16 protein-coding genes and 2 pseudogenes are annotated in these 18,100 nt (G+C 68.6%); 3 read left to right on the top strand and 15 right to left on the bottom strand.

Translation table 11 applies throughout. From position 1 onward, the window contains the following. Positions 1-53: 53 nt before the first annotated feature. The 14 genes and pseudogenes from OG714_RS55005 to OG714_RS54940 form a co-directional block, all read right to left on the bottom strand. Entirely contained in the window at positions 54-821 is a 768-nt protein-coding gene (locus tag OG714_RS55005; protein WP_331732371.1) for a hypothetical protein, read from the bottom strand. 166 nt (positions 822-987) lie between these two features. Further along, complete coding sequence (locus OG714_RS55000; protein WP_331732368.1) at positions 988-1,590, bottom strand: hypothetical protein; 603 nt, start codon at positions 1,588-1,590, stop codon at positions 988-990. 118 nt (positions 1,591-1,708) lie between these two features. Beyond that, the gene (locus OG714_RS54995) at positions 1,709-3,817 is read right to left on the bottom strand and encodes a hypothetical protein (protein WP_406132304.1); all 2,109 of its coding nucleotides are present in this window, start codon (positions 3,815-3,817) and stop codon (positions 1,709-1,711) included. A 136-nt stretch (positions 3,818-3,953) separates the two neighbouring features. Beyond that, on the bottom strand, positions 3,954-4,214 hold the full coding sequence (locus OG714_RS54990; RefSeq protein ID WP_331732362.1) for a hypothetical protein: 261 nt from the start codon (positions 4,212-4,214) through the stop codon (positions 3,954-3,956). Positions 4,215-4,345: 131 nt separating this feature from the next. Next, positions 4,346-6,049, bottom strand: a complete 1,704-nt coding sequence (locus OG714_RS54985) for a hypothetical protein (protein WP_331732359.1) — start codon at positions 6,047-6,049, stop codon at positions 4,346-4,348. Positions 6,050-6,127: 78 nt separating this feature from the next. Further along, positions 6,128-6,499 carry a hypothetical protein gene (locus tag OG714_RS54980; protein ID WP_331732356.1) on the bottom strand — a complete coding sequence of 124 codons (372 nt, stop codon included), beginning with the start codon at positions 6,497-6,499 and terminating at the stop codon, positions 6,128-6,130. Between the two features lie 35 nt (positions 6,500-6,534). Continuing rightward, positions 6,535-7,554 (bottom strand): hypothetical protein, encoded by a 1,020-nt coding sequence (locus OG714_RS54975; RefSeq protein ID WP_331732353.1) that lies wholly within the window; start codon positions 7,552-7,554, stop codon positions 6,535-6,537. 12 nt (positions 7,555-7,566) lie between these two features. Beyond that, the gene (locus OG714_RS54970; RefSeq protein WP_331732350.1) at positions 7,567-8,094 is read right to left on the bottom strand and encodes a hypothetical protein; all 528 of its coding nucleotides are present in this window, start codon (positions 8,092-8,094) and stop codon (positions 7,567-7,569) included. Between the two features lie 184 nt (positions 8,095-8,278). Further along, positions 8,279-8,551: a hypothetical protein gene (locus tag OG714_RS54965; RefSeq protein ID WP_331732347.1), complete on the bottom strand. Its 273-nt coding sequence runs from the start codon at positions 8,549-8,551 to the stop codon at positions 8,279-8,281. 155 nt (positions 8,552-8,706) lie between these two features. After that, entirely contained in the window at positions 8,707-10,158 is a 1,452-nt protein-coding gene (locus tag OG714_RS54960; RefSeq protein WP_331732344.1) for a DUF2637 domain-containing protein, read from the bottom strand. A 218-nt stretch (positions 10,159-10,376) separates the two neighbouring features. Further along, on the bottom strand, positions 10,377-11,225 hold the full coding sequence (locus OG714_RS54955; RefSeq protein WP_331732341.1) for a hypothetical protein: 849 nt from the start codon (positions 11,223-11,225) through the stop codon (positions 10,377-10,379). 235 nt (positions 11,226-11,460) lie between these two features. Further along, on the bottom strand, positions 11,461-11,703 hold the full coding sequence (locus OG714_RS54950) for a hypothetical protein (protein WP_331732338.1): 243 nt from the start codon (positions 11,701-11,703) through the stop codon (positions 11,461-11,463). A 196-nt stretch (positions 11,704-11,899) separates the two neighbouring features. Continuing rightward, positions 11,900-12,091: pseudogene (locus OG714_RS54945) on the bottom strand (DUF5999 family protein); the annotation flags it as partial. A 168-nt stretch (positions 12,092-12,259) separates the two neighbouring features. Beyond that, positions 12,260-12,484 (bottom strand): annotated as a pseudogene (locus tag OG714_RS54940) (WhiB family transcriptional regulator); the annotation flags it as partial. A gap of 65 nt (positions 12,485-12,549) precedes the next feature. On the opposite strand from OG714_RS54940, the gene OG714_RS54935 reads away from it, so the two are divergent. The 3 genes from OG714_RS54935 (at position 12,550) to OG714_RS54925 (ending at position 17,155) form a co-directional block, all read left to right on the top strand. After that, the gene (locus OG714_RS54935) at positions 12,550-13,848 is read left to right on the top strand and encodes a tyrosine-type recombinase/integrase (RefSeq protein ID WP_406123811.1); all 1,299 of its coding nucleotides are present in this window, start codon (positions 12,550-12,552) and stop codon (positions 13,846-13,848) included. Between the two features lie 107 nt (positions 13,849-13,955). Then, on the top strand, positions 13,956-16,313 hold the full coding sequence (locus tag OG714_RS54930; RefSeq protein ID WP_331732332.1) for a site-specific integrase: 2,358 nt from the start codon (positions 13,956-13,958) through the stop codon (positions 16,311-16,313). A gap of 251 nt (positions 16,314-16,564) precedes the next feature. Beyond that, positions 16,565-17,155 carry a hypothetical protein gene (locus OG714_RS54925; RefSeq protein ID WP_331732329.1) on the top strand — a complete coding sequence of 197 codons (591 nt, stop codon included), beginning with the start codon at positions 16,565-16,567 and terminating at the stop codon, positions 17,153-17,155. Positions 17,156-17,528: 373 nt separating this feature from the next. Here the strand turns inward: OG714_RS54925 and OG714_RS54920 are convergent, their stop codons facing one another. Continuing rightward, a complete protein-coding gene (locus OG714_RS54920; protein WP_331732324.1) occupies positions 17,529-18,047 on the bottom strand; it encodes an ATP-binding protein in 519 nt (172 codons plus the stop codon). Positions 18,048-18,100: the final 53 nt, after the last annotated feature.

The following is an 18,100-nucleotide window of genomic DNA, read 5'->3' as shown; positions in this document are numbered from 1 at the left end:
ACTCCGTTGGGGAGAAGGGGTGTTGGCGTTCGCTGGGGCTGTATGGCGCAGGGTCAGGCAGTCCGTGGGAGGCGCAGACCGTGGGCGCCGGTGTGGGCGAGCAGGACGGCGCGGTCCTCGAAGTGCTTCTGGGGCTTGACGCTCTCCAGCACGGCCGGAAAGGCGGCCCGCAACCGGTCGAGTGCCGGAGTCCGGTTGCAGTGCAGACTCCAGTCGTGCGCCACGATGTGGTGACCGGACCGGCGGCCGGACACGATGAGGGCGTAGAGGAGGTCGAGGGCGTTCTCGGCGCGAAGGTCACCGTCGCGTGCGTCGGCGTGCAGCAGGTTCAGACCGTCGATCATCAGGAAGCGGTGGTCTTCCGGATGGGCGGGGGCCCCGGCGTTCACCATGCTGGCGTGAAATGCCTCGACCGCTTCGGCGGCCTCGGTTTCGGTGTAGTGGGACATGCGGGGGCTGTCCGTGAATCGGCCGGCAAGCGAGGCGATACCTGTGACCAGGTCCAGGTGGGCGCCGCGGGCGAGGATGTGGTCGAGGACGGCGTCCATCGTGGGGCCGATCGACCAGCCGAGTTCGCCTTGCATCAGCAGGTGCGCGTCGCGGTCGAAGTCGACGGTGACGGACTGGCCGTCGTGAATGTCGACGCCGAGCGGGACCCGCCAGTCGCGGAGGATGCTCCCCGAGGTGGGACTGGGCAGAGGCGGTGCCGTAGCTGAGGGCATGGTGGCGGGCAGGGGGTCGGCGGGTGGGGGTGTGTGACGTCGAGCGGGCCGCATCCAACTGGGCAGGCGGGCGCGGCCGTTGCGGGATGTACGGGGCATGGGTTCCTCTCGGATCGGTGAGCGGGCAGGGGCCGCTGTTGCGGGCGCTGTTCGTGGAGGGGGCGGTGCGTGGTCTGGGGTGTGGCGGCCGTGTCGATCTGTCCGGTCCTCGGACGCGCTGTGCGGCGCGGGGCCGAGGGCCAGGCGGACCGGCAGGTGGTGCCGGTTACTGCTTGTTGCGGTTGCCGTCGCCGAATTGGAAGTTCACGTCACCGGAGCGGCCGATCAGGCGGTTTCCGCCGGTGTCGATCTGCGGGGCGATGACGATGTGCTGTTCGCTGTGGCCGCCGCCCTGAGGGCGTGAGGCTCCGGTGGCGTGGTTGTCGCCAAGGGCGGAGGCCAGGAGACGGCGTACGACGATGCCGGCGCCGAAGAAGATGACGGCGAGGGCGAGGGTGACCCGCCAGATCATGTCGAGCACGTCCACGAGGTCTCCGAACGTGGGTGCGGCGATCCGAAGGGCGACGGCGCTGCCCAGGACCAGGACGGTCAGGCCGCCCGAGACGAGGCAGATGCCTTTGGCCCAGCTCGGCATGGGCTCGTGGGGCTTGGTGGGGATGGGGTCGAGGCGGGCTTCGACTTCCTTTGCCCAGGCCGTACGGCCGTTGGGAAGGGTGACCTCGATCGCGCCGGGGACGGGGACCTGGTAGAGCGTCAGGACCGGTTCGTCGTGGTGGGGTGCCGGCGGGGTCTGCAGGGGGACTGCTCTCAGCAGGGGGGCGGTCTGGCCGACGGTCTGGTCGGCCTGGAGGTCGTGCGCGTAGCTCATCAGGTGCTCCAGATGTCGGCGACGTGCTGTTCGGGGCGCGGAGGTACGCGCGTGTGCCCCGTCACCGGGGGGCGGTGGCGGGGCACACGGGGTAGGGGTGGGGACGCCGGCGGGTGGGTCAGGCGGCGTCTTCTTCTTCGGTGGGGGCGGCCCAGGTTCCGTGGGCCATCTGGACGACCTCTCTCTTCTTCGCTGCGCGGGTGAGGGTGGAGGAGACGGTGGACAGCGGGATACCGAGCCGGTCGGCGATGATCCCGGTCGTGGTTATCCGGTTCGCGGCGAGGAAGTCGAGGATCTGCTGCTTCTTCGTTCCCGTCGCGGGCTTCGCCTCGGCCTCCACCATCACGGTCAGCTCGTTGGCGGGCTGGACGCGGACCTGCTTTGCGGTGGAGACCCCGACCGGACCTCCGCCGCCCATCTCGTCGACCTCGTCGTCGACGTCGGTGACTCCGGGGACCGGCGGTTCCTCGCCGGTGCGGCGCAGGGCCAGTCGTTCGCGCCACTCGGTGTAGAGCGGGCCGACCCGTTCGGCGGCGCCGTCCACGAGGACGGCGACGACGTCCGTCTTCTTGGCCCAGCGGGTGGCAACCTCCTTGGGCTCCGGGCTCCAGCCGCGGAAGGTGGCCGCGCGTTCCTGAACACCCTTCATGTAGCCGAGGCCGGAGGTGGGCACGCCGAGTTCGTCGGCCCACACCGCGGGGATGTCGTTGGGGTCGGCGGGCAGGTTGATGACGTAGCCGGCCGATCGCTCGGTGGTGCGCAGAGCGATGATGTTGCCGGCGGTCAGCGGCTGGCGCAGTTTGGCGCTGCCGAGGGACTCCAGGGTCGGCAGGTGGGTACCGAGCCGCAGCTTGATACCGCACTTGCGGCCCAGGATCGCTATCCGGACGGCGAGTTCGATCGCTTCCTCACCGTAGGCACCCCAGACGTCCTGCCATTCGTCGATCGTGACGCACAGCAGGGGGTCCTCGCCGGGTTCCCAGTCGGTCTCGCCGTACATGGTGTCGCCGTCGGCGTCGACCCAGGTGGTGACGGCGCTGCTCTTGGAGCGCCGGTCCAGTTCGGTGTTGGTGGCGATCAGCAGGCCCATGCACTCGTCCGGGCCGGGGGCGAAGTAGTCCAGGTAGTCCTGCCAGAACCCGAAGCTCTTGCCGTACTGCGGGTCGCCTCCCCAGGAGACGATGCAGCCGGACTGCTTCTCGATGGCGAACAGGTTCCGGAAGATTGCGGACTTTCCTGCGCCGGTAGACCCGGAGACGTGGGTGTGGACGGCGCCCCAGCCGGGCCGCCACATCTGGTAGAGCGCCGGGGTGCCGTCTATGTGGAGGCCGAGTTGCGCGATGCCGGTCTTCTTGTCCAGGACCTGCGGTCCGGGGAAGGCTGGCACCTTCTTCAGTGGGTTGCGCTCGTAGATCTGCAGGCGGGCCAGTGCGGCGTTGCCGGACGGATGCCCTTCGACGGATACCGAGGTGACCGACACGCCGTACGCGGCGGCGATGCGGCTGGTCACGGCGATCGCGTCGGCAGTGGTGTGCCGGACCGGATCGAGGGCGATGGTGCACTGGAAGGCGCCCTCGATCTCCATCTCTTCGGGATCGTCCAGTGTGGATTCGGGCAGCGCGCCCTTGGAGGAACCGACGGTGGCCAGCCAGCGGGCGGCGAGCGCGGGGAGTTCCTCGGGGATGGCCTCCTTGGTGGGGCGGATACGGCGGCGGTACCACCACGGGATCGCCGTGGCGGGCAGCCAGCCGAACCACCAGGCTCCGGACATGCCGGGTTCGAACGGGCCGGTGTCCAGGACGGGCATGAGCGTGGTCAGGACGGCGGCCGCGCCCACCGAGGAGGCGGAGCGCACCAGTTCACCCCGCCGCAGCGGCCGGCCGGGCGGGGTGGGCAGCATCCGCCAGCCGTTCAGACGCTGGGCGAGCGGGCTGTCCCAGTCCTGCTTGGCCCGCCACTTGGTCCAGGCGCAGTAGGTGGCGACGGTGACGGCGTCCGCGATGAGCGCGCCGGTGGTTCCTTCGGGGGCGCTGGTGAGCGCCTGGCCGTACCCGGCGAGGGCCACGGACGTGTAGAGGGGGGTGAGGTGGCGGCGGTTGCGCCAGCCCCAACGGCGCACGGCGCCCAGGGCCCTCACCGGCAGCGCGGTGTCAGTGGCGGTGTCACCGGCCTCCGGTGTCTCGGAGACCACGACCCGCTCGGGTTCGGGAGAGCGTGCGGCGGACAAGGGGACAACCTCCGGCATACGGGGACGGCGCGGAGCCGCTGCGGGGCGGGGGGAACCGGATCGAGGCCGGCTCCCTGTACAGGAACCGGCCTCGGAGAGGAACTGGGTGACGGCTGCTGGCCGTCGGCGGCCTTGGTCAGCCGGCCGGGCTCCCGGCGACGGGAGGGGTCGACGCCGTGGGCGTCCAGGCGGCCGTGTACGCCTCCACGGTCGGGTACTGCCAGAAGCGAGGCAGCCCGTTCGGCGCCCGGTCGTAGGCCGACAGGGACAGGCCCCGCTTGCGGCCGAGGAGGAGGAGCTCGCGTACGGCGTCCCGTACGCCCGGCTGCTCAGCCAGGTCTGCGGATTCGTCGACGAAGATGGTCAACGACGGCTGGGGAGAGGTGAGTTCACGCATGGTCGGGGTGCTCCTGGTGGATTCAAGGGGGTGGTGGTGTCGTCCGGTCGGCGGTGTATGCGGGTGCACGGCCAAGGACCAGTACCTGCTCCCGCGTGGGGCGGAAGAGGACCTGTCGTCGGCCGAGCCCGCTACAGACGCCCGTAGGCCGTGCGATGTGCGGGCGCCACGGGGGCGCTGCCCACGGCGTTGTGGATGCCGCCGTGGTTGCGCCGGACGGTGGCCACGGCCTTCTTAGCTCCGGCGTTCAGGTCCCTGGCCGCGTTCGCCGCCAAGACCGCCTTACCGGCCTGGCCCGCGAAGTTGTCCGCGATCCTGCACACGTCGCGCCGAGTACCCGCGTCGAAATCCAGTTCCGCGAGCTGGGCCAGTACGACGTGTGCCTCGGTGGTCTTGGCCTCGATGCGGCGGCGGCGTTCGTCGCCCGACTGCGCTTCCGCGTGCGTCGCGTCGGTCAATTCGGTGACCACGGCCCGAAGTTGGCGATAGGTGATCTCCGCTCCGGCCGGCGACGATTGCGCTGATACGGCTCGCGTTTCCGGGGCCGGCTCTCCCGCGCTAGGCGCAGGGCGGCGGCGGACCGTGGAGTAGCGGGGCACGAACACTTCCTTGTGGGTGCTGCCGCTGCGTCCGTCATCGGTCTCCCAGGTCCCGTCCTTCAACGGCAGGAAGTGGCCGTCGCCCCACTCGGCTCCCAGGTAGGAGTGCCGGTCGACAACTTTGGTGGTGCCTTCGGGGGTCAGGTACGACCGGGGCGGTGTAGTGCCGCGTCCCCTGACGGTCACGCTCCGGTGCACGGTCGGGCCGTCGACGTCCACGTCGTCGAACAAGCCCGGGTAGTACCAGCCGTCTTTGGACGAGACCGTGATGCGCAGGGACACGTCGTCACCGGGCTCGATGTCCGGAGGGGTGACGTTGGCGGTGTAGCCGCCGGCGCGGTCGCGGGCGACCTGCGCGTCGTGTTCGGCTGTCCACTTCCGTTCCGACGCAACCATCTCCGCGTACATGCCGCGGTCGTCCAAGTCAGGTCGGATGCCGCGGAGCTCGGTGACGGCCTCGACAAATCCCTGTCCGGTCGGCGAACGCCACGCCTTGATCAGCGGCAGGGCATCGTCGGCGTCCCAGGACACGTCGACCGTGTCCTCGATCGCTGCGGCCAGGGCCAGGGCCTGCTTCTTGGACCGGCACTTCGTGTTCGCCGAGAGGTGCTCGGCAGGGCCCGGCGCGATGATCCACCACTCCGTGTGCCCTTGGAACTCGTCCCGGACCACGGCGAGTTGGCGGCCCGGGGTCTGGGTGAGCGTAGGACTCTCGGCCCACTCCGCCGCGCCTGCGGCCTTCAGGTGGTCACGCAGCGCGGAGAGGCTCGCGAAGCGGGGCCCGGCGGCCGCGGCAGTCGTTGCATGATCATCGGCGGGCATATGTGAGGCGGCCGCGAGGCGGGCGTCGCGCATGCGGATGTGGGCGGTGCTGGCCCTGCTGCGGAGGTCCCCTGAGGCGATGGTCGCCTCATGTCCGAGCCCGATGTCGATCTTACGCAGCGTGGTCTCGGACTGGTCCTCCAGCTCGCCGACGACGGTGATGTCGTGGAACTTGATGCGGTCGGTGGTGGCGTCAGTGGCCGGGCCCATGGCGTAGAACCACACGGTGTAGTAGTTGCGCGGATCGCCGGGGGTGAAGTCGTTGGACCCGGGCCGGAACTCCGAGATGACAAGGGCCTTGCGGCGGGTGACGGCGTCGCGGATGAGCGTGCCGGGGGTGATGGAGGCGGCGGCCATGTGGCCCTCCCTGGAGGTGAGTTGGGCGGATACAGCGGCGATTCGCGCTGTGCCCACGACTCGTCTGTAGCGGCACGGCCAAGGACCAGCCCCCACCCGCGCAGGGCAGAGGGGGACTGGTCCTTGACTGTGCCGCTACAGACGCCCGTAGGCCGTGCGATGTGCGGGAGCCACGGGTGCGCTACCCACGGCGTTGTGGATGCCGCCGTGGTTGCGCCGCACAGCGTTCGCGGCCTTCTGGGCCACGGCGTTCAGGTCCGTGGCCGCGTTCGCCGCCAGGACCGCCTTACCGGCCTGGCCCGCGAAGTTGTCCGCGATCGTGCGCACGTCACGCTGGGTGTGCCCGTCGAATTCCAGGACGACGAGTCGGTCTCCGACATTGAGGGCGTCCTGCGCCTTCGCCTTGATGCGGGTCTTGCGCTCGAACGCGGCCACCGCTTCCGCGTTGGTCGCAGCGACCAATTGGGCGATGACGATGAGCAGTGCGCGATAGGTGATCTCTGCCATGAGAAGCAGTGCCTTTCTGGGTCCGGGGGAGAAGGTCAGTCGACGTACGTGCGGGACTCGGCCATGTCGACCGGTGCGGCGGCTGCGGCCTCGTTGATCCCGCCGTGGCGGACCAGCACGTTGTTGGCGGCGATGCCGCTGTTGGCCTGTGCGTCCGCGCTGCTCCTGGCGTCTTCCTCACGGGTCAGCTTCAGCTTGGCCAGGAGCTCGCGCAGGCTGGCGAGCAAGGTGAGCGTCTCTTCGTCGTACTTCGCGGCCGCGGCCGCGGTGTACGCGTTCTCGACCTTTATCTCCAGGTCACTGATCCGCTTGACTGCCGCGATCGCGTCGTCACGCTCACGGTTCGCGAACTCGACGGCGTCGGTCAGCCACAAGACCAGGGTGTCGACGGAGACGACTTCAATGCTTCCGGGGGTCGTCACGCTGCTGCTCCCAGGGGTAGACGGAACCGGCCCGGCGGGTGCCGGTCCGGAAGACGAGGGCGGGTTCGTGGGCGGAGGCGGATAGCTCGGCGGAGCCGGAACCATCGGCGGGCCACCCGCAGAGGTGCCCCCGCCCGGCGCGGGCGGGGCCGGCGGAGCGGGCGGGGACTTCGGGGCCGGCGGAGCGGGCGGGGACTTCGGGGCCGGCGGAGCGGGCGGGGACTTCGGGGCCGGCGGAGCGGTCTCACCGCCAGGAGCGGGCGCAGCAGAGTCGTCCTTCTTCAGGACTCCCGCACCGTCCGCCTCCGTGACCGGCGGGCGGCCGTCCCCGGGAGGCACGGTGCGGCGGTCGCGGAGTTCCTTGTTCCTCGCCCGCTGCGCCTCCACGACCTCGCGTGCCTCACCCGAGGCTTCCTTCCAGCCGTTCCTGAAGCCGGATCCGAACGTGTAGATCGCGGTGGCCCCGGTGATGATCCCCGCCGCCACGTTCGTGCCCTTGCGGGACTTGTCGCCCTCTTCCTTCGGCGACAGCCTCTTCTTGTTGTTGTCGTGTGACTCCTTGACGTTGTTGGCGCCCCCCTCAAGCCCCTTGAGCACGAGGTAGGCGATGACCAACAGGGAGATCGGTTCCATGACTCACATCCCTTAACGAAGACCGAAAGCCCAGCCGACGACGCCGCCGACCAGGCTGCTGACGAAGGTGATTGCCGTGGCGAGGCCGGCGCCGACAGATCCGGGGATCGCCACCACGGCGAACGGCGAGGTGGCGGCCAGGCCGAGGGTGCGCGGGCCGGCCCTGTTGCCTCGGATGTCCTTGATGAGCATCACGATCAGTGCGAGCGACACCAGCCACGCCAGGCCGAGCCCGACCCACGGGGTGAGCAGCCCGGACACTTCCGTGTTGGCCCAGGTGACGACCGAGTTGACCCAGGCGCCCATCCCGGTGCCGACCATGCCCACACCACCGGTGATCCACAGCACGATGTGCAGGACCGGGTTCTCCATGACGGCCCAGACCTTGCCCAGCTTGCCGCCGCCACCGCCGTGTTCCTTGCCATGCCCCTTGCCGCCGCCACCGCCGCCCTTGCGGGCGATCATCTGAAGCGACACCGACAGGGCGATAGCAGCGACACCGACACCGGCGCCCACGGAGGACGCGTCGACTGCAGCCATATGAATCCCTCCTCAGGGGTTCCGTTTCCGTCGAAATTTCTTGATCGAATGCGGACGTTGCCGCCAGTTGCCGATTACGCACGGTGGCCTGTACGCTCGCGCGCGCCCGCGCGCCCGCCTACGCATCAGGCGTCCGCACGCACTGCATGCACGGGAAATACGCACTGCGAATTTCGCAATCCGCTCACTGCTTGTGACGGCTACTCAGGCCGTCGTTGAGCTGCCGCAGGACCGCGCTGATCGGCTTCCACTCCGCGTCCTGCAGCTCGGCGGACAGCCGGCCGATGGCCGCGCGGATGATGTTCCATTCCGCCTCGGCGAGACCCTTGGGCCCGCTGGCCTGGCCCTGGCGGCGCAGCCCTTGAACGTGTCTTAAGGTGCGTTTCCGCCTGTCCTCCTGGCGCCGCGTGGCTCGCTTGCGGTTCCAGGCCGTCCGGCCCTCGTTTGTACTGGTCACCTGCCGTTTCCACCTTCCTGACGGGTAATTGGAGTGAGAGGGTGTGACTCGGCGCTTCGGCGCCTTCACCGCGTCCCCGGGATGTTGACGGCATCTCGGGGGCCGGTGGAACCGTCGAGCGACTCTTTCGTGCAGGTCAGAGCCTGTTCCGGCTCCTACAGATAGGGGCCGTCGCCGGTCGGCTGAACTTCGGCGGCCTTCTCCATCTCGCGGCGTACGACCCGGGCGACTGACTTCTTGTCGACGGACAAACCCAGGGCCTTCGACAGCCGGTCCGTGATGACGCCGGCGTCCTTCTCGCCGACAGCGAGCTGCCGGCGGACACCATTGGTGAGGGCCCCACGGGGCGGCTTCTTGTCCGCGTCGTTGTCCGCGTTGCCGTTGTCCGCCTCGTTGTCCGCCTCGGAACGCCCGCCGTTGTCCGCTGCGTTGTCCGCGTCGAGCGCGACCATGTCCGGCGTTGTGTCCGCCCGGTTGTCCGCGCTCGTCTTGTCCGGGGCCCCGTTGTCCGCGCTGGTCATGTCCGCAGCGGACAATGCCGCGACGGCTTCCTTCCCGGCCGGACCCGGCCGAGCGTCCGCGCGGACAGACTCATCCGTGAAGTACCGGCCGTGCTGCGGGATTTCGAGGTCGAGCGGATGTCCACCGTTGTCCGCGCGGACATGCTCGCCGCCGTCACCGGCGGGCGCGGACATCCGGGCGGACAACGCGGACGACAACGGGCGCTCGACTCCGTTGTCCGCGTCCGAAGGCATCGAGACGGACAAGACCCTGGCGTCGTTGTCCGCCGGGCCGGACAACACGTCGGTTCGCTCACTCGTTGTCCGCGTGTTGTCCGCGCGGACAACGGCGTTGTCCGCGAAGAACACGACGGGCGCGGTAATGCCCGCAGCCAGGAGCCCAGCAGGGCCGGTCTGGGCGAGCGGAACGCCGTAGCGGGCGAGCCGTAGCGGGGTCATCGCGTCGACGGGAGCCTTGCGCCGCCAGGCCCGGCCAAAGCGGGCACGGAGCCTGGCCTTGTAGACGAGCCGGTCCTGCTCCAGGCGGACTACCTGCTCGTAGGAGCGCAGCTCCCACAGCTTCATGCGGCGCCACAGCAGGAAGGTGGGTACGGGGGAGAGTAGCCAGCGGGTGAACCGCACGCCCTCCATGTGCTTGTCCGCGGTGATGTCCGCGATCCGGCCGATCGCATGACGGGCGGCTTCGACGGCGACGATGAACAGCACCGGGATCACGGCGTGCATGGCGACCCCGAGCGGGTCGGGCCATGCGGAGGCACCGTTGAAAGCGATCGTCGCCGCGGTCAGCAGCCAGGCCGTCTGGCGCAGCAGCGGGAAGGGGATGCGGATCCAGGTGAGCAGCAGGTCGAGGGCGAGCAGCACGAGGATGCCCGCGTCGATGCCGATGGGGAAGTAGGGCGCGAAGCCGCCGAAGCCACGGTCGGCGGCGAGTTCGCGAACGGCGGCGTACGAGCCGGAGAAGCCGATCGCGGCGATGATGGCGGCACCGGCGACGACTACACCGATCAGGATCCAGTGCAGTCGGCTCAGTCCGTTGGGGGTGCCATCGCCGTTCGGCTCACGGGGCGGAGGGCTGGGACTGTTCATCGTCAGCTCCTTGGGCTGGAGGAACGGGAGACAAGGAGCCGGGTCCGGTACAGGGGGATGGTCGTACCGGACCCGGCAGCAGGAGGGCCGGCCTCCCGTCGGGGAGGCCGGCCGTGGAGTGCGGGATCGGGGGGAAATCCCTGCAGCTCCCCGCCGTCCCCGCCTCGTTGGTTGGCGGGGGCGACAGGCAACACAGGGCGGTGCACGTGTCGTTGGGCTCAGGCGCGGTAGACGGGCGGGCGGACACCAGCGCGAAGCTCGCGAATGATCGAGCAGGGGCCCTTAGTCGCGCAGTACGCGCCGTCGTCATCGGGCAGGGGGTCGTACGTCATGCCGAGGTTTTGCCGCGCAACGGCGTTGACGACCTTCAACATTGCCGGGTCGGAAGGGCGGCACTGCGAGTCGCCGTCGCGGTTCACGCCGTAGCGGGCGGCGCTGACGATGTGCTCCCGCGCCTGCCGGGCAACCCACCTGCGGTCGTGCGGACCGTTGTTCTCGTGGACCTTTCCGCCGTCGTGGAACGTGTCCTGATGGCAGGCGGTGCAGTGGTAGGTGATCATGTTGGCTGGGGGCTGCTCGGGAAGCCACTTGCCCTCGAACTCGTACACGACGACTTCGGCGCCCTGGGCGACCGGGTGCTCGAAGGCCGTGACGAGGCCGACGCCGTCCGCGATCGCCCCGCGCGCGGCGACGTTCCAGAAGACGCGCGGGATGAAGTCGTCCCATCCCTTGCCGTGGGGCCACTGCGCGTACATGACGCCCTGGGCGGCGTCGAAGGTCGCCGTGCCGTCGGCGTTCTCCCGCTTGTACTGCTCGATCTGCTCGATCGACCCGAAGTAGGTGGCGCTGAATTCCTCGGACTCCAGGAAGATCAGCCCGTACCCGTCGGGGCGGGTGTCGTGGCCGTCGTCCTTGAGCCACGCGACCATGTCCTCGAATCCCGGGTCCCCGGGGGCAATGGCGCCGACGAGCGGAAGTCGGTAGCGGTCGCAGCTCGTAACGTGGGTCGGGTTGTCCTCGCTGATGTTGTGCGGTGTGCCGTACGTGTTGCGGATCGTGACGCTCATGCGCAGTGCTCCCTTCGGGTGGTCGAGTCGTTCATGGACGTGCTCGGGATGTGGCCGGGTCCGGTACGGGGGGATGGTCGTACCGGACCCGGCGGCACGAGGCCGGCCTCCCACGGGGGAGGCCGGCCCTGGAGTGCGGGATCGGGGAAAATCCCTGCAACTCCCTGCCGTTCCCGCCGAACGGATCGGCAGGAGCGACAGGCAACGTCAGCGAGTCCCCGGGATGCGGTGCAGGTCAGCCTTCTCGCCACAGGCTGTCGGAGCCGCGGAAGTAGCGCTGGTGCGCGTACGTCGGACCGAGCTCGTTCTCACCGTGTACTTCGATCGTGGTGACGTCCCCACTGGTGCCGCGGCTTCCGACCTTTCCGCCCTGCAACATGGCGCGACGGCGTAGCTGATCGTCGGTGAGCGCGGGCTTGTTCGCCTCGGCGAAATACCGTTGTTCGGGCGTGGTGGTGACGTTCCGGGAGGAGCGCATCTGGACCTCCTGGTCCGATTCCTAGTGAAGAAGGGGTTAGACGGTGGGGGGACGGATCTTCGGGACGGACGAGAGACATCTGTCAGGCCGACGGGTGAAGCGCGGCCAGGGCGGACTTCCCCCAGCCGGCCGTGCCCGTGACGAACAGGTGGGTGTCCTCGGGCCCGATGGGCAGCGTCGACACCTCGCTCAGCGTGTCGGTGGGCCGGTGCGGGATGACGATCCGGCCGTCGGGGAGCAGCTCGCCGGTGTCCTCGAAGAGGAAGACCCCGTTGCACAGCAGGCTCCAGCCCTGCTCCGGGTGGCCGGCCACGGTTTGGGCGGCCTCGCGGTCGGGGCTGGCGGCGGTCGGGCACGTCGGCGTGTGCTTGCACTCGATGTCGGCCATGGGTGAACTCCCTCGGGACGGTGCCAGATTCGGATGAGGTGGACCGGAAGGCAGCAGCACGACGCAGTCGGCTGCTGGGTTCGGTCCCTGCGTTCTCCGCCGCCTCCGGGTCGGCCAAAACCGGTCCGGAGACGCCCGGGCAGCGCAGGGCTGCGGGTGGTAGAGATGTCAGGCACTTGCCTGGCGCGCGTGGTTCCGGGCGGCGCGCCGCCTCGTGGAGCGGCGCTCGTATTCGCTCAGGCCGCCCCAGACGCCGGAGTCCTGGCCGGACTCAAACGCCCACTGAAGGCACTGATCCATCACCGGGCAGCGGCGGCAGACGGCCTTCGCTTCCTCGATCTGCAGGAGTGCCGGGCCGGTGTTCCCGATGGGGAAGAACAGCTCGGGGTCCTCTGCCTGTTGACTGAACTAAGTACGTAGTTTTCGCAGGTCAGATGCTGTTCTGCTAGCTTCCCGGCATGCTTGATCGAACCGGTCCCAAGAGGGACTTGGTGAACCTCGTTGTGCCACAGATAGGCAGGCTTGAGGAGACGGGGAGGGCGGAGGAGCCGTACAGGCTGCTCGATCCTTCGGACGTCCTCGTTGAGCCGGTGGCGGAGTGGTTCGCCGAATTACAGGCGGCCTCGAAGCCGCCGACCACGATCCGGTCGTACGGCATGGACCTGCTGCGTTGGTACAGGTTCCTGTGGACGCTGGAGATCTCGTGGGACAAGGCGGCCCGAGTCGATGCACGGGACTTCACCCGATGGCTCCAACTCGCCGACAAACCAGTGCGGTTGCACTGGCGCTACCAGAAGTACGGGATACCTCCGGAAGGGATCCCACGGCAGAGCCGGCCGGACCGCGGGACCTCGAACGCGCTCACGGGCAAGTCCGGTCCGGGCACCAAGTACGCGCCGACGACCAGGGCCCACAGCGAGACGGTGATCCGGAACTTCTACGACTTCCACTGCGATGAGGGCGGCGCCGGACCGCTGCTCAACCCTTTCCCCCTGGACCGGTCCCGTCGCTCCCGCAAGGTCCAGGCGGCGGCTCGGCCGAACGCTCATCGCAGCCCGATGGAGGTGTTCCAGGAGGAACGCAAGGGCCGCTACCGTCCGACCGTTCCCAAGCGGATCCCGAAGCGGATTCCCGACGAGCTGTTCAACGCCCTGTTCGCCGCGCTGAACCACAACCGGGATCGGGCCCTGCTGGCCTTCTGGGTCTCCACCGGGGTCCGGGCCGAGGAACTCCTCACCAGCAAGTCAAAGGACGCTCACCCGGGCCAGCAGCTGATCGGTGTGATCAGGAAGGGCACCCGCGAGTACCAGGAAGTCCCCGCCTCCACGGACGCGTTCGTCTGGCTTCGCCTGGCCCAGGAGGAGGCCTGGCGTCAGGGGGTGCCCCGGGGCCGCAACCACACCTTGTGGTGGACATTGAGGAAACCCTGGCGCCCGCTGAATTACCACGCTGCCAGGGCGATGTTCACCCGGGCCAATGAACTCCTCGGATCGAACTGGACCCTTCACGACCTGCGGCACACCGCCGCCTACCGCATGGCCCGCGATCCCGAGTTGTCGCTGGCCGACGTCCAGTGGGTCCTCAATCATGCGCATCTGTCCACGACGGAGATTTACCTGGCGGCCAGCCAGGACGAGATCATCGAGCAGCTGCTCGCCCATCACGCCCGCCGGGCTGCCGGGAAGCTCCCTGCACCGCGGCCGCCGGCACCCGGCTACAACGCGGCGAGCCTTGACGTCCTGTTCGGACGGTCATGACGAGTACGCGAGTTCTGGTGGAAGTGCCAGCTCAAGCACCCGTTCTGGCCTTTCACGGATCGCTCCACCGGGCCCTGCAGAAGACCTACCCTCCACGGTCCGTCCCGGTGACCTGGGCCAAGACCGCGGTCAGCTCCTACCTGGCCCTCGACGGGCTGAACGAACTGTTCAAGGACATCCCGAAGCAGACGCGCTACATGCGATGGCACGGAGCTCGCAACGTCCTGCGATGGCTTGAGCAGTTCGAGGGCGAGACCTGGCAGGAACGCTGGCTCAACTGTCCTTTGGACAAGAACTTCACTGTCGGTCTGCCCGAGCTTGAAGCCTGGGTCCGGCAGCACGTGGGCCCAGTTGCCGATGGTGTTCTTCGATCCGGAATCCTCGGGCTGGCCTGCGCCGATGTGATCCGCCCCGCTCCTGCCTGGCTGCTGACCCGTCGTTCGCGCCACATGCGCCAGATCGTGGCCCAGCACCGTGATCCGGACGGTTTCGCCGCTCTGGAGGCTGGGGCCGCTCCCGGCGTCTGGGACGCCAAGCTCGGGCTCCAGGCCCGAAATCAGATCGCCACGATCGTCCTGGCCAAGGGCGGCAAGGTCCGCGACATCACCGTCGGAGACTGCCTGGAACTCCGGGAGATCGAGATCGAGGTCCTGACGCACAACAGCGGCCGGACGCTGTTCTACCTCTGGCTCAAGGATCTGGAAGTTCTTCCGCCGGACTCGCCGGCCACCCTCCGCTCCTTCCGCCAGCGGTCCGGACAGGTCAGCGTCGAAGAGTTGGTGGACCGCTACCAGTTGCAGTGCCGTCCGGTCCGCGACCTGATCGTGGACTACATCACCGAGCGCCAACCCGCCCTGGACTACACGTCGTTGGAAGGGCTGTCGCGCAACCTCGCCCAGCTGTTTTGGGCAGACCTTGAGCGCCACCACCCCGGGATCGACTCCCTTCGCCTCCCGAAGAGTGTCGCGACCGCCTGGAAGGACCGCATCCGCACCAAGAAACGCCGCAAGCGGCAGCCGGACGGCAGCTACATCGAGATCACCGCTGAACGGCAGAGCGCGATCTCGGTTCTGAACATTGTCCGGGCCTTCTACCTCGACATAGCCCAGTGGGCAGCCGAGGAGCCGGGTCGCTGGGGTCCCTGGGTGACCCCCAGTCCCATCAAGGACTCCGAGCTTTCCCACAAGAAGCACGCCAAGCGGCAGAAGGCGAAGGCCGACCAGCGCACCCGGGAGCGGCTTCCTGTCCTGCCCGCCCTCGTCGAAGCCGCCGACCGGCAGCTCAAGGAGGCGCGGATGCGACACGAGGCGGCTCTTGAGGCGGCTCCCGGGGCGGAGTTCACCGTTCTCGGGGAGACCTACACCCGCGTCCTGCATCCTCGTTGGGCCGACGGCGTCCCCGCCACCAGCGCCTACGACGTGGAGGGCCGACGATGCACGCTCGGTTATTCCGAGAACCGGGCCTTCTGGGCCTGGGCGACCGTGGAGTTCCTCCGTCACACCGGCGTTCGTATCGAAGAGATGCTCGAGGTCAGCCACCACAGCATCACTCAGTACACACTGCCCGACACCGGTGAGGTCGTCCCGCTCCTGCAGATCGCCCCGTCCAAGACCGATCAGGAACGACTTCTGCTGGTCAGCCCCGAACTCGCCGATGTCCTCAGTGCCATTGTCTGCCGCGTCCGCAACGCCTCCGGGACGGTCCCGCTGGTCCGCACCTACGACCGCGGCGAGAGGATCTGGAGTCCGCCCATACCCCTGCTGTTCCAGTGGCGCACAGGGGGCCAGGACCGGCCGATCTCCGAGAGCCTGATCCGCCGGGCCCTCGACGAGACGCTTGAGTTCGCCGGCTTGACCGACAACACCGGCCAGCCGCTCGGCTACCAGCCCCACGACTTCCGAAGGATCTTCATCACCGACGCCATCATGAACGGCCTGCCGCCGCACATCGCGCAGATCATCGCCGGCCACGACGATATTTCAACCACCATGCGTTACAAGGCGATCTACCCGACGGAGGCCATCGAGGCCCACCGCGCGTTCATTGCCCGGCGCCGGGCAACCCGTCCGAGCGAGGAGTACCGCACCCCGACCGACGAGGAATGGAACGAGTTCCTGGGCCACTTCGAGCTCCGGAAGCTCTCCCTCGGCACCTGCGGAAGGGCCTTCGGGACCGCATGCATCCACGAACACGCATGCATCCGCTGCCCCATGCTCCGTGTCGACCCGGCGCAGAAACCTCGACTGATCGAGATCAGGAACAACCTCCGTGATCGGATCGCAGAAGCCGAACACGAGGGCTGGCTCGGCGAGATCGAGGGGCTCAAGGTCAGTCTCGCCAAGGCCGACGACAAACTCGTCCAGCTCGACGTCGAGAGGGCCCGTCGGTCGACCGTCGTCGAACTCGGGATGCCGACTTTCAGTCAGATAGCAGCCCGAACAGTCCAGGGAGTTTCCCGGAGTTGACGCCCAAGACTCTCGGAAAACCCCACCTCACAGGCGGTTTGGGCATCCGTGCTAGCGGAACGGGATCTTGTCTGGTATCTTACGGGGTTAGGCAGCAAGCGCCTGCCTCTCGCTTGATCGGACTCCCCCACGCGGGGTCCGTGATGACGGCCAAGGGTCCAAGACTCGCGCAAGGTCTTCTCGTCGTTCAACGCGCGCATGTGCGTTCTCCGGGCGGGGAGCGTGGGTCCACGCCGAGGGAAGAGTTGAACATGACGGAAAATAAGGCCCTCAAGAAGGCCATCCGCGAGCGCATGTCGGAAACCGGCGAGTCCTACACCGAGGCCCGCCGGGCCGTGCTCGCCGAGCACCGGGCCGCCCCCACCACCGAGGTCGGCGCCGATCGTATTCAGCGTGATGACCTTTCTGCGCAGAACGATGCGCAGGCGGTCTCACCGCAGTCGACCCCTGATCAGGTGGTCCGGTTCCAGCCGCTGGCCGATTCAATCAACACGCAGATGCGTTCGGCGCAACCCCTCGCAGAGGCATACGCGAGGCTGGCCGCCTCCATCACCGAGCCGATCCGTCGCGCGGTGATGCAGAACGCGAGGGTCCCGGTCGTGCCGGCGTTCCAGTTCCCGGACCTCGCCGCCTCGGTCTCCGAGCCGATCCGTCGCGCGATGGCGGAGAACGTGAGGGTCTCGGTCCTGCCGGCGCTTCAACTCCAGGAACTGGCCGCCTCGGTCACCGAGCCGATTCGTCGCGCGATGGAGAACACGAGGGTCGCGACCGAGTCGGCGCGCCAGCTGCAGGAACTGGTGAACCGCTCCTACCTCGGCACCATTGCCGGGCGCAGCAACTAAGTCACGACCCGCATAACGGCTCCGGCGATCACGCCGGAGCCGTTTCTCTATGAGGTGCTGGCAGAGCGTCTGCCAGCACCTCTTCTTAGTTCAGAGAATTCACGGCAAACAGCGTTGTGACGCCAGTCCATGTGATTCCTCCGTGGGTCGGATATGGAGCGCTGGCCAACAGAGAGGCCAGCCTGGGAAGTTGGGGGACTGCTGGGCCGGCCCGGATCTCCGCGACCGCGCCGTAGAAGCAGTGAGGCAACCGGCGGCTCAGCCAGAGGATGGGGGGCGGGCGCACGGTGATCTCCGGCCCCGTCGGACGCGGTGGGGCTGCGCCGGAGGGAGCTGACCTTCCTCGCGCCCGCCCTCCCATACAGCGACGGTGCTACTCACCTCGGCTGACGAAGCACCTGATCATCTTTTCGAAGCGGGGCTCCGTCGACGGCTCGACCGACCAGCTGTCCGTGAGCGCGGCAAGGATGCCCAGGCCCCGGCCCGACTCCGCCTCGGCACTGTCCATCGCGGTCTCACCCCGGTGCGGCTGCCCCGGGACGGTGTCGTGAACGATCACCTCGATGCCCGGTGAGCCGGCCAGCGCGGCGTACACCTCGACGACCAGCCGGACCTCCGTGCCCGGGCCGCTCGCCCGCACCGCGTTGCCCACCAGCTCCGAGACCACGAGCTCCGCGGACGCCGCAAGGCTCGCGTCCGCGCCGTACGACGCCGGCATCGACCGCGTCAGCGCACGAACACCGCTGACAGCCTCGCGGGAAGCCGTCAGGTCAGCACGGAAACCGCGCTCACGCCCGCTCACCAGCAGTCCCGGCACCGGGTCGGGAAGCAACGGCCTGTCGTCTACGGCCACGGCGTGCAGGGTGCCGGTGCCGTAGACGGTGGCGGTCACCGCGTCCCACCCCTCTGGTCCTGCTCCTTGGCCCGGCGCAGCAGCTCGTCCGC

It is taken from the genome of Streptomyces sp. NBC_00989 (genome assembly GCF_045162655.1).
In the GTDB taxonomy this organism is placed as follows: domain Bacteria; phylum Actinomycetota; class Actinomycetes; order Streptomycetales; family Streptomycetaceae; genus Streptomyces.
This window is presented reverse-complemented; position numbering and strand designations above follow the sequence as displayed.